Genomic DNA, 13,120 nt, shown 5'->3' on the forward strand with positions numbered 1-13,120 from the left:
GTCAGTCAAGGAAATATCGATTAATAGATCTATTTTATCGACGAACTATACAAAATAAGAGTCAAGCCCAGATAAAAAGCACCAATATCAGCTAACCACTTGCCGTATCAATTACGAAATACAAAAATATCAAACAGAAATTTGGCCACTTTACAGAAAGATATTACCTTTGCACCGCTTTTAAGGTCGGTTGGCCGAGTGGCTAGGCAGAGGTCTGCAAAACCTTCTACGGCGGTTCGAATCCGCCACTGACCTCAACAAAAAACGCTATTCTTTCTCAACATGAAGAATAGCGTTTTTTTATGGAAGTAAGACAAAATAAAAAAGCGAGGCCGAATAAACAACCTCGCTTTTTTATTTTGATTGATGATCTTATTTAATGATGTTCATAAAATCAGAGTCTGTCAAATATTTTGCGAATTCAGCATCTGTCATTGCTTTTTTACCCCAATCAGCATTTGCAGCAACAGCTTTACGCATGCTGTCATAAACCAATTGACGATCGTTAGTTCTGGCTCCTACAACAGCTAACAAATAATTTGTTTCACCGTCAGGAGTCTTCACATTATTCAATGTATTACGAGCAGCACTGTAATCCTTAGTCATAATCTGAGCTATAGCAGCGTTGTTTGTTGCAGCATCTCCAAAAGCAGCTTTTGCTTTGTCGTAATCACCTTGTTGCAGATAAATAATACCTAATGCCTGATTAACATCATTGCCACCTAAATTGCCTGCATTGCCAAGGTATTGTTGAGCTTTTGCAGCATCACCCTGAGCCAAAGCTATAATAGCCATATTGTAATTGGCTTGCGGAGAGTTCGGTTCAATAGCAAGTGCTTTTGCAAACAAACGGCCTGCTTCAGCATAATCGCCCTTATTGAAATCAAGTGTTCCCAAGTTGTTATAACCACGCATATCATTTGGATATATATCAATAACCTTTTGATAAATTGCAGCTTTCTGAGCAGGATCATTCGTTAAAGTAGCAGCATACAATAGTTCTTCAACTGTCAGTTTGCTTGGATCATTTTGTGCCAGTTGAGAAATTTGTTCGTCAGATTTCCCAATAACATCCATGATTAAGGAAACTTTTGAACGGCGTAATTGTGGAAGAATGTCTTTAGCAATGGTTTTGTACACAGCAGCAAGATCTTTGATTTCGGCCATACGTTGATCAGGAGCGTTATCATACATCGAAAGAACACGTAAGATAACTTCTTTATCTTGGATATTTGAAGCTTCCATCAAATTTTTAAAGCCATCCCAATCTTCAGCGGTATAGGTAGCATCCAAATTAACATCAGCTTTCAACTTCTTCATTTGTTTATCAAGATATGTCTTGGTATTCTTTTCACGTTTCAAAGAAAGAGGTTCATTGATCTTCAATCCACCATCAGGAGATGCAAATGAGTGCAAACCAAAGTCATACACTTTTAAGTTTGCAGAATCCTGAGCTTCTTTAATTCGTTTAATTAAGTCAAGCAATGCAGCTTGTTTCAATTCTTTTGGGCGTAGATTGGCCTGTTGAATAAGGAACATGATGTTTGCATCTTGTTTTTCTTGAATTATGCGTTGGAATTTATCAGGAACAATCGGTGAATTCAGGTTGTCGCTATTTGCAGCAGCCAGGGTTGCTGTAGCAATCACTCCATCAGCAACTTTAACAGAAGGAATTTCATACGTTTTTTTACCTCTTGTTGCTGAGAATTGAAGGAATAATTCACTCTTTGCCATGTCAGGTTTGTAATCAAAAGCAACTTGTTGAGTAAATGTACCTCCTAGTTCGTAAGAAATTTGTTGATTGTTTCCTTGAATTTTTTCTCCCTGGTAAGACACTGGAGTACCTTTGTATTCAACACCTGTAGAAGTTTTCAACACAGGGGTTACAACAACAACTGTTTTTTTGTCAAAATACTTAGGAGGAAACTTGCCGGTAACCGTAGCAACTACTTTCCCACCGTTTTCTTGTAGGGGATTGGGATTGGTGCTGAAATAGCTCGGATCAAGAGCTCCCATCGGCTTTGGCGCACATGACGAAAAGACGAATGCGAGAACAGCCGACATAATAAAATAAATTCCTTTTTTCATAACAATAATGATTGGATTAAGTGAATAACTTTTGCCACAAAATTTGGAGCAAATATAAGCAGAATCAATTAACAAAAAAAGTGTTTTAGGATATCATATTTTTGTCGTAAGTTAGCTTCATAAAAAAAGCAACAAATAATTATCTGATATTCAAAGCAAAGATAAGGAAAAAACAGAAAAAAACAGAACGCTTTGCAGGTTCATTCTTCTTGTTTTTGTGACTTTTTAACTCTAAAATTTCGGATTTTGAGATTAATTGCACTTTATGTTCCTAAAAGATTATATTTCATGGATTCGAAAAGGATATAACTTGCTTCAATTAATTGTAAGCTATAGCGTTTCAGTGATATTAAAACGCCCTTTATTTCCTATGAATCCTTTTTCTGTTTCTATTGAACCTAGTAATCAATGCAATTTGCATTGTCCTGAGTGCCCCACCGGAAATGGCTCTTTAATCCGGCCTAAACAAATGATGAATTGGGATCTGTATACCAAAATTATAGATGAATTAGCGCCTAACATTAGTAATCTAATCCTATATTTTCAGGGAGAACCCTTGCTTCATTCCAAACTACCGGAAATGATTCGATATGCCCACGCTCACAAAATTTACACCATGATTTCCACCAATGGTCAATTGGTTACCAAGGAGACAGCTTATAATTTGGTCACTTCAGGATTAAATCGGATTATTATATCCATAGATGGCACCACGCAAGATGTTTATAATCAATATCGTAAAGGAGGAAACTTAGAGAAAGTCCGCGATGCAATCATTCTTATTGCACACTGGAAAAAGGAATTACACACCACCCATCCTCATATTGAAGCACAGTTCATTGTCATGCAACATAACGAACATCAAATTCACGATTTCAAAAAGATGGTAAACCAACTTGGAGCTGATTCTGCCCGATTAAAGACAGCACAAATTGATTGGCCGAACATAACTCATTTTGTTCCGAAACAAACAAAATTTGCCCGATATAAACAAAACAAACAAGGCAATTGGGTATTAAAACACCGTTTAAAGAATCGATGCTGGAGACAGTGGAGTAGCGCTGTAATCACATCCAATGGGGATGTGCTTCCCTGTTGCTTCGATAAAAATGGAGAATATGTTTTTGGAAATATGAAACAGGCTTCCTTCAGGGAAATTTGGCATAATAAAAAAGCAGTTACATTTCGAAACTCCATCTTACATAACCGAAAGCAGTTTGAAATGTGCAGAAATTGTACATCGTGAACAAAATAACTTATAAACAAATGAGAGCAGTCGTACAGCGTGTAAAAAATGCCTCCGTGACCATTCATCATAAAGTTCATGCGTCTATTCATCAAGGAATGCTTGTTCTGATAGGTGTAGAAGACTCGGATACAAATCAGGATATTGATTGGTTGACCCGCAAAATCGTCAATCTTCGTATTTTTGATGATGATCAAGGTGTTATGAATCGATCTGTCAATGATATTGGCGGAGAAATGTTAATTGTCAGTCAGTTTACCCTCATGGCATCCACCTGCAAAGGAAATCGTCCATCCTATATTCGTGCATCAAAACCACCTTTCGCCATGATCATGTATGATGCATTCTGCAATACAATTGATCAGTATACAAAAACGCCGGTAAAAACTGGTGTATTTGGTGCTGACATGCAAGTTGAATTAATTAACGATGGTCCGGTCACTATCATTATTGATACAAAATTAAAAGAATAGACAATGTCTTTTTTTGAACACCATTGTTAATTGGTAACTTGAACATTCTTTTGTACTTTTGCAGCATATCAATGAGAGCCAAAGTAAGTCATTAGCAAGGCATTTACAAAAAGAGGCTATCGGTTATTCAAAAATAATTTTTTTCGTATGAAAAAGCAACCAATGAAGCAATGGATTAAGTTTGCTATTGCAGCCATTATCTGCATTTTATTTACCATCTGGATCGGTAGCTTGTGGGTATTGATTGTATTACCGTTTATTTTTGATGTATATATTTCTAAATTCATTCACTGGACATGGTGGAAAGAAAGTAAAAATCCAGCGGTTCGCCAGGTAATGGAATGGGTTGATGCAATTGTTTTCGCTCTGATCGCAGTGTATATCATTAACTTGTTCTTTTTTCAAAACTACCAAATTCCCACTTCATCATTAGAAAAAACGTTGCTCGTCGGTGATTTTTTGTTTGTGTCGAAGGTTGCCTATGGGCCTCGCATGCCGAATACTCCTATAGCATTCCCTCTGGTACAAAACACATTACCTATTCTCAACTGCAAGTCATATCTTGAAACGCCGGAATGGGGATATCATCGACTGAAAGGGTTCGGACATGTAAAAAGAAATGATATCGTTGTGTTTAATTTTCCGGCAGGAGATACTGTAACGCTAAAGGACCTAAATCCGGATTATTACACAAGCTGTTATGAAGAAGGATATTCATTCTTAAAATCTCAAAATCCCGGTGCACAACCGAATGCTACCGAATGTTATCAATATGGACGTCAAATCATACGAGACAATCCTCAGAAGTATGGTCAGATTATTTACCGGCCTGTCGACCGCCGGGAGAATTATGTCAAACGATGTGTCGGATTACCCGGAGACACACTTCAGATCATTCAGAATCAAGTATATATTGACAAAAAAATATTATACGATCAACCAGGTGTTCAATACAACTATCTGGTACAAACCAATGGAGCTCCTTTGACTAATGATATTTTTAACTCACTTGATGTCAGCAAGGATGACCGCCAATTGCTTACTCAGGAAGGATTAGACAATGACGAAATATTAGCAGGAATGGGCTTTCAACGGAATGTCAGCGGACAGTTTCTACCCGTTTACGACATACCTCTGACCCGTGCAGCATACAATAAACTCAAAGCAATGCCGTTTGTAATTTCAATCAAATGTGAACCTGACTGGTTTGGAGGAGATGTCTTTCCGTTAGGATATGGTAAGGGATGGACACGCGGCAATTTTGGTCCTATCTGGATTCCAAAAAAAGGAGCAACCATTGCTATTAACACAACTAATTTATCTCTTTATCAACATATTATTGCAAACTATGAGCACAACAAGCTCTCAGTGAATAACGGCATAATTTATATCAACGGTAAACCAGCAACCCACTATACATTTAAAATGAACTACTACTGGATGATGGGAGACAATCGGGATAACTCGGCTGATTCGCGTTATTGGGGATTTGTACCTGAAGACCATATTGTCGGCCAGCCTTTGTTTGTTTGGTTATCTTTAGATAAAGATAAAGGATTCCCAGGTAACATTCGTTGGAATCGTTTCTTTCATTCCGCCACACACTAAACAACTTTCAGAATATAATAAAGCCTCGAATAAAAATTTATTATTCGAGGCTTTATTATATCTATGGCTAAATAATTTATACAGGATTACATTTAAGCCGCAGCCATTCCTGTTCAGACTGAGATAATCGCGGAGATAAATTCGAAAAAACCTTCCAATGATATTCGTTCAACCAAATTTTTTCCTCGTCAGTCAACAAAGCCAAATCAATTGCCTTTATATCTATGGGACAAAGTGTTAATGTCTCAAACTGATAAAAAACACCAAACTCCGTTGTTTCTCCCTCAACAACAGTCACTAAGTTTTCCGTCCGAATGCCATATTGCCCTGCACGATACAGCCCGGGTTCATTTGAGATCACCATGCCCGGGACTAATGTTGTAGGATTCTCATCCATACGAATGGATTGTGGCCCTTCATGCACAGACAAATAATGACCGACGCCGTGTCCAGTTCCATGTCCATAATTCATACCCAGATCCCACAAGGCTTTACGCGCCAAAATATCCAACTGTGAACCACGAGTTGACGCAGGAAACTTTGCTTTTGCCAATGCAATATGTCCTTTCAAGACCAAAGTGAAATCTTTTTGCTGTTGTTCCGACAAAGCGCCTAAAGCAACTGTGCGAGTTATATCTGTTGTTCCATCAAGATACTGAGCCCCGGAATCCAACAAAAGAAAACCCTCCGGACGAAGCGTCGCATTGGTTTTCTCAGAAGCTGAATAATGTACAATTGCTCCATGCTCCTGGTAACCAGCAATTGTTCCGAAACTCTCGCCCTGAAAGAGAGATTGCTCAGCTCTAAAGTTGCGCAACCGATCTGCTATCGACAATTCCGATAATTCACCGGAATGAACTTCTTGTTCAAGCCACATAAAAAAACGGATCAGCGCTACGCCATCTTTTATCATAGCTTCCCGGGTACCATTTAATTCAATCTCATTTTTTATGCTTTTCAAATAAAAGGCAGGAGACTGGGCAACGATAATCTGGCAGTGAGCCGGTATTTCCTGAAAAAGGGCATAATTAGTTTTTGCCTTATCAATCCATATTTTTTCTCCGACATGCAAATGATTTACGTACTCAAACACTGCATTATAAGGTTCTACTTTAACACCTTCGTCACTCAACGTATCAGCAACATTCAGTGATATTTTCTGTGGATTAACAAACAAAGTAGCAGTTTTAGCGTCAATGGCAGCATATGCAATAGCAACGGGGTTATATTCTACATCTTTCCCTCTTATATTAAACAACCAGGCAATTTCGTCCAATGCAGTTATCAGATAATGATCCGCTTTTTGCTTCTCCATTTCTTTACGAATGACAGCCAGCTTTTCTTGTGTGGATTTACCTGAATATTGGTTTGGATAAAGAGAAATGGCATCTATCGGTAAGACAGGGCGATTTTCCCATAGCCGGACAATCAAATCATATTGAGTCAAGAGCGTTAAACCATTATCTGTTAATTGATTTCGCAAAGACTCTACCATTGAAACAGAAAAGAGCAATGGATTGATCGACACTTTACTTTGGGGTTTCAGAACTTGAGCTAACCACGTTGATATTGAAGGGGTTGTAAGAACCCCATCCTTGAACAATGTAATTTCAGAACCAACCAATTGTTGTTCAGCTTGCAGAAAATAGCGGGAATCAGTCCACAAACCAGCCTCCTCCTGCGTTACCACAACGGTTCCGGCAGAGCCGGTAAATCCTGATATCCATGCCCTTTCTTTCCAATAATCAGACACGTACTCACTGGCATGAGGATCAGTACTGGGTATAATAGTAGCTGAAATCCCTTTCTCACGCATCAACTGACGCAATGCCGACAGGCGACCAACAATTTCACTCATAATAATTTTATTTGATAGATTATTTGGGAAGCAAATATACTCTTTTTTCAGAGTTCATCAGCGTTCAAGATAGAACAACTTATCTTAGCAGGTAAAGCTTTCGCCCACTCTCTTACAATTTTCTGGCGTTCCGTTTCCAATCGGATGCGCAGAAAAAAAAATTTGTGCCGTGAAAAAAAATTTCCACAGCACAAAATTTCTATCCTTTGCTTATCCCTTTTTTGCTTCAAGAAAATGAGCATTTACAAATTATACCCATCTGGGGTTCGATTTGCCGGATAAAGCCGATTTATCTTTTTTGGTAAACTATAGGGAAAAGAACGGATAGTTACATCTTCATATAAACTCACCAAAACAAAAATGCAAATTATTTATACAAAGCCCCGTACGTTTGACAAGCGCGGAAATCAGCTCCTTCGGCATCCATTCCAAAGGCATTCCATGCACTGGGGCGGAAAATGGATGCTTCTCCCACATTATGCATGCATACCGGGATACGTAACATCGAGGCCAGGGTGATCAGGTCGGCTCCGATATGCCCATAACTGAAGGCTCCGTGATTAGCTCCCCAGTTGTTCATAACCGAATATACATCCCTGAAGGCTCCTTTACCAGTTAACCGTGGAGTAAACCATGTGGTTGGCCATGTACGGTCGGTTCTTTCATCAAGAATTTTATGTACATCGTCCGGCAGCTCTACCGTCCAGCCTTCTGCCAATTGCAGCACCGGACCAAGGCCTTTCACCAGATTGATGCGTGTCATAGTCACCGGCATACCTCCCTTGGATAAGAATTTCGATGAATAGCCGCCTCCCCTGAAATAGTCCCGGTTGGCCGGATACCATGTAGTGGCTTTCAGGCACTGTTCTGCTTCTGCATTTGTAATATCCCAGAAAGGTTTCATCACCGGTTGCCCGTCAATCACCTGTTCACCGGTACCGTCAAGAGCGGCTGAACCTGAATTAATCAGGTGGATCAGGCCATTGGCTGCAGCTCCCGTAAGTTTTTTACCACTAACCCGCTCTACTGCTTCGGGACTCCAATAGGTGCGTACATCGGCAAACACCTGGGCTGTCCCTGTGAGGAGGTGTCCAAACAACATGGATACGCCATTCAGGGAATCGTTTTCCGTTGCCATGGTAAAGGCTTCCCGGAGGCCATTCCAGTCGAAGGATGAATTGAGAATAGTTTCGGCGAAATCTCCATTGGGCATGAAATCGGTCCATTGCCGTTGTCCCTGGAAACCTCCCAGGATGGCATTATGACCTAAAGCTTCTTCGGCAAATCCCTGCTCTTTCAGTTTTGGATTTCCGACCATCAGATCCCGCATGATCATAGCCATCTTAACGACAAACTCCCAATCGGCATCTTTTTCTGTCCTGTTTTTGACTTTAGAAGGCATATTGAAATCTTCGCCTTCATTTACTTTGCAATACGTATTTACCCAGGCTATGGCTTTCTCATATTCCTCTTTGTCGTAGATATTTTCTTTTACCCGGCGAATAATCTCTGACATATCCACCGATTCGTTGCGGATACCGAGATAGGTTTGAAAGAAATCTGTATCTACGATAGATCCGGCAATGCCCATGGAGGTGGAGCCGATCGATAAATAGGAGCGTCCCCGCATGGAGGCTACTGCCAAGCCTGCTTTGGTAAATCGTAATAGTTTTTCTTTTACATCTGATGGGATGGTGGTATCTGTCGAATCTTGTACATCACGGCCGTAGATGCCGAAGGCGGGTAATCCTTTTTGGGTATGGCCTGCTAAAGCGGCTGCCAGATAGACTGCGCCGGGACGTTCGGTTCCGTTAAAACCCCAAATGGCTTTTGGAGTTTGAGCGTCATAGTCGATAGTTTCGCTTCCGTAGCACCAGCAGGGTGTCACGGTGATGCTTACGCCAACATTTTCACGACGGAATTTCTCAGCGCAGGCTGCCGCTTCCGGTACCCGTCCTATGGTGCTATCTGCAATGACACATTGCACAGGGGTTCCATCGGTATATTTCAATGTAGACGAAAGTAATGCAGCAACACTTTTCGCCATATTCATGGTCTGTACTTCCAGCGATTCGCGAATGCCGCCCTGACGGGCATCTATCACAGGCCTGATACCTACTCTCGGTTGATTGGATATTGGTTTCATTGAATGATATTTAATAATGAATTAGTTCTGAAAAATTAATGTATATATTTCCCCTGGTTGTGTTTGAAAATCATAAAGATATGTTTTTCTCAATACAAGAACGGGTAATTTAGCCTTGGGCGATATGAGAGGTTGTTTTACAGCAGGAATCTGAAAAAACAGATTCGGATTAATACCTTTTGCCACATGAATATGTACAAGTCTTGACTCCTTGTTTAAAGGCAAATAGGTACGTAACCGGCAATTGCCTCCTAACGTGGACTTAATAGTTACGCTACTAATGTTTCCATTCTTCCATGCCAAGTTAACGATTTCAAAGCCGCCTCTTGCCCGTAAACCGCTGACACTACCGTTGTGCCATGCATCAGGTAATGCCGGCAATAACTGAATAGCTCCATCCTCGCTTTGCAACAACATTTGTGCAATACCGGAAGTACAACCAAAATTACCATCTATCTGAAAAGGTGGATGAGCATCGAACAAATTCGGATAGGTACCGCCTCCGTTTTGAGTACCAACAGGTGTTAATTGGTCTTTAATCAGTTTGTAGGCATGATTGCCATCCAAAAGACGTGCCCAAAGGTTTACTTTCCAGCCCATCGACCACCCGGTAGATACATCTCCACGTTCGATCAAAGAGGTTCTGGCGGCTTCGAATAATTTTGGAGTATAGTAAGGAGAAATCTGATTCGACGGGAAAAGTCCATATAAATGAGACACATGACGATGATGATCTGTTGGATTATCCCAATCGTGTAGCCATTCCTGCAACTGGCCATACTGCCCAATTTGCATAGGTGGTAACCGTTTAATCATTGTTTCAAGCGTATCGGCAAAGGCATGATCTGTATTTAAAACCTTCGTGGCAGAAATTACACTGCTAAAAAGGTCAAAAATCAACTGATTATCCATTGTAGCACCTGCTGTAATTGCAGCCCTTTTGTTTCCATCATAAACATACTCGTGTTCAGGAGAATCGGAAGGAGCAACCACGAGCCAATGATGTTCAGGGTAGGGTTGTAATTCGTCTATAAAAAATTTACAAGCACCCTGTAAAACAGGAAAGTATTTCTTCAAAAATACCTTATCGCCACTATATAAATAATGTTTCCATATGTTTTGTGACAACCAGACGCCTCCCATCGGCCACAAACCCCAGTCAAATGCTCCATCAACCGGATCAGTAATTCGCCAAAGGTCTGTGTTATGATGTACTACCCAACCTCTTGCCCCATAAGTTTCCCGCGCACTCTGACGACCTGTAACCGAAAGATCTTGAAGCATATGAAAAAGAGGCTGCTGCATCTCGCTCAAGTTGGTAATCTCTGACGGCCAATAATTCATTTCTGTATTAATGTTGATTGTATATTTGCTATCCCATGGCGGTAACATTTGATCATTCCAAAGACCTTGTAGAGTAGCCGGTTGGCCTCCTGGTTCCGAACTGGATATCAACAAATAACGTCCGAACTGGAAATAAAGGGCGACCAATTGAGGATCATTATCATGCGCAAATTGTACCAAGCGTTGATCTGTTGGGTTCTTTATCGAATCTGTTGTTCCCAGATTAAGTTTAACACGGTCGAAATAGTGTTGATATGCTTTCTCATGATCAATAACAGCCTGATCATAGTTTTTTTCCATCGCGGTCTTTAAATAAGCAGATGCTTTCTGAAAAGGATCAATGCTGAGATCGTGATAGTTTTTGAAATTAGTAGCTATAGAAATGTAAAGCGTCACTTCATTTGCTTTGGAAATAGAAAGGGTGGATGAATCCTTACTCAAAGAACCTCCATTTAGAACAGGTTTAACCAATGCCACAAATCTCACCTGACCTTTTTTTCCTTCATGATCACCTGTTATCCCCGACAACATGAGCTCATCGCTATTCACAGAAACAATGTGTTTTTGCGGACTTTTCATTCGCAAATCACAGGTAATGCTTCCTGCCTTGCTCGCCGTAAGTTTCACAATAATAACATTATCCGCGAACGATGAAAACATGGTTCTTTTGTACGTCACACCATCAACTTTGTAAGAAACAGAGGCTATAGCATCGCTAATGTTGAGATCGCGATAATAATCGGTAAATTGCGATTGTCCAGGGAAGTCAATGAACAAGCTTCCAACCGGTTGATAAGGCATTCCGTTATCTGTGGAATGTACATGAGCATTAGCATATTGTTGAGCCTCTTCATAATGGCCGGAGAAAAGCAATTTACGAATTACAGGAATAGCCTTCCCTGTTTCCGGATTAATATTATCTCCGGGACCTCCAGCCCAAACAGTTCCTTCGTTCAATTGTAACTCTTCCGTACCAGGTGTTCCAAAAACCATAGCTCCCAAACGTCCATTACCAATAGGAAGGGCTTCAACCCACTTTTCAGCAGGATGGTTATACCACAAGCGAAGAGATTGATTGTCAGGCATTGCACCAAAACCAAACGGAATGCCTAAACAAAGAAAAATCCCAATCATAAATACAGTTCTGCTTTTGTTTGTGTTCATGTTTTCGATTTTTATACCAACTACAATAACGCTAAATTACAGTTGCCGGGTTAATTATTAAAGTTCAATATCTTGCAGATTCGTTTCGAGATACTTCATAGCCAACATATTCAATGATTCCAAATTCCCTTTAAAATGCATGGTAACATGCCGATGCGTAATAGACTCTCCGACCTTTAGACGTGCTGCAGGTGAAGAAGTCTCCAGTTCATAAAAAGGCCCCATTATGCTTCCGTCGTCAAGAGGACCGTCATTATAGGAGTTAATGACATCTCCTTTGAATGGTTCTTTTTGATACTCCCACATAGCATTCACATACTTTTCATTACTTCCGGGGAAGTTAAAATGCACAATAGTAAGTATACCGTTCACAGAATCATATGCACCTGCAAAAGGAACAACCATCTCTGGAGGAATGCCTATTTTTCCACGGTTTTTCCCATCTCCTTTAAAAAAAATAGCATTATCGGTCACCGTTAACCGATCAGCATCAATCTTCCCGAAATAGCTGTCATTAATCTGTGCTTGATCTGATTTTTTGTATGGAATTATGACAATATTATTTTCTGACGGAATAAATTGACCTAAGATCCAGATTGACAGCATACCTGTCGATTCGTTCCACTGAAAAGTACCGATGTTGGTCAATTGATTTTCCGACTTAAACACAATATAATCAACTCCTTTTGGAATCTCTATACCGATTTCTTTCCTGATAGTATCATCATCCAATAATTCAACAGACCTGTCCAAGCGGCAAAGCAAATCTTTGCCCGTCCAGTTATGTAGTTTTACGGATTTTGAAAATTTCACTTTCGTAGAATCTACCGGAAAAAGATTCCACGAATCGGTATCTATTGCCGAAGGAACTTGCCAGTCATCAAAACTAAAATCACTGCCTTCACAAAAAAAGACAGAAAATTGTCCGCCTTCAGGCCCCAGCCAATATCGATCTTCACCTCCAAAATTATTGCAATGAGGAAGAAATTTCCCCATTGCAATTAAATCATAATTAAGCCACCCAAAGCTATCTCCTTCATCTCCTGTCGCTGTACTGGTCAAAACGCGTCCCTGAAGATCCTGTGATAGTAAAACCTTCTTCCCATCACGTGCTAACTCAACCAATCGGAGATGGTTGGATAAGAACTCTTTATCGTTTTTGTAATTTTTCTGTTCCATGGTTTACAGACAAA

The 13,120-nt window shown here is 40.2% G+C and carries 8 protein-coding genes and 1 tRNA gene; 4 read left to right on the plus strand and 5 right to left on the minus strand.

Going from position 1 to position 13,120, the window contains the following annotated elements; all coding sequences use genetic code 11:
- Positions 1-184 precede the first annotated feature (184 nt).
- A tRNA-Cys gene (locus FHX64_RS11665) sits at positions 185-255 on the plus strand.
- 117 nt (positions 256-372) lie between these two features.
- On the opposite strand, the gene FHX64_RS11670 is transcribed toward FHX64_RS11665, so the two are convergent.
- Positions 373-2,088, minus strand: coding sequence for a tetratricopeptide repeat protein (locus FHX64_RS11670; protein WP_183414021.1), 1,716 nt, complete (start codon positions 2,086-2,088; stop codon positions 373-375).
- A gap of 370 nt (positions 2,089-2,458) precedes the next feature.
- Between FHX64_RS11670 and FHX64_RS11675 the strand changes: the two genes are divergently transcribed.
- From FHX64_RS11675 to FHX64_RS11685, 3 genes are all read left to right on the plus strand, one after another.
- Positions 2,459-3,334 (plus strand): radical SAM/SPASM domain-containing protein, encoded by an 876-nt coding sequence (locus FHX64_RS11675; protein ID WP_183414022.1) that lies wholly within the window; start codon positions 2,459-2,461, stop codon positions 3,332-3,334.
- Positions 3,335-3,354: 20 nt separating this feature from the next.
- Positions 3,355-3,807 carry a D-aminoacyl-tRNA deacylase gene (gene dtd, locus FHX64_RS11680; protein WP_183414023.1) on the plus strand — a complete coding sequence of 151 codons (453 nt, stop codon included), beginning with the start codon at positions 3,355-3,357 and terminating at the stop codon, positions 3,805-3,807.
- A gap of 147 nt (positions 3,808-3,954) precedes the next feature.
- Positions 3,955-5,415: a S26 family signal peptidase gene (locus FHX64_RS11685; RefSeq protein WP_183414024.1), complete on the plus strand. Its 1,461-nt coding sequence runs from the start codon at positions 3,955-3,957 to the stop codon at positions 5,413-5,415.
- Positions 5,416-5,491: 76 nt separating this feature from the next.
- Here the strand turns inward: FHX64_RS11685 and FHX64_RS11690 are convergent, their stop codons facing one another.
- The 4 genes from FHX64_RS11690 to FHX64_RS11705 form a co-directional block, all read right to left on the minus strand.
- Positions 5,492-7,273, minus strand: a complete 1,782-nt coding sequence (locus FHX64_RS11690; protein WP_183414025.1) for an aminopeptidase P family protein — start codon at positions 7,271-7,273, stop codon at positions 5,492-5,494.
- Between the two features lie 367 nt (positions 7,274-7,640).
- On the minus strand, positions 7,641-9,419 hold the full coding sequence (gene fucI / locus FHX64_RS11695; RefSeq protein WP_221202206.1) for an L-fucose isomerase: 1,779 nt from the start codon (positions 9,417-9,419) through the stop codon (positions 7,641-7,643).
- 21 nt (positions 9,420-9,440) lie between these two features.
- Positions 9,441-11,927, minus strand: a complete 2,487-nt coding sequence (locus tag FHX64_RS11700; RefSeq protein ID WP_221202207.1) for a glycoside hydrolase family 95 protein — start codon at positions 11,925-11,927, stop codon at positions 9,441-9,443.
- A 57-nt stretch (positions 11,928-11,984) separates the two neighbouring features.
- Entirely contained in the window at positions 11,985-13,106 is a 1,122-nt protein-coding gene (locus tag FHX64_RS11705; protein ID WP_183414026.1) for a DUF6786 family protein, read from the minus strand.
- Positions 13,107-13,120: the final 14 nt, after the last annotated feature.

Source organism: Microbacter margulisiae (assembly GCF_014192515.1).
In the GTDB taxonomy this organism is placed as follows: domain Bacteria; phylum Bacteroidota; class Bacteroidia; order Bacteroidales; family Paludibacteraceae; genus Microbacter; species Microbacter margulisiae.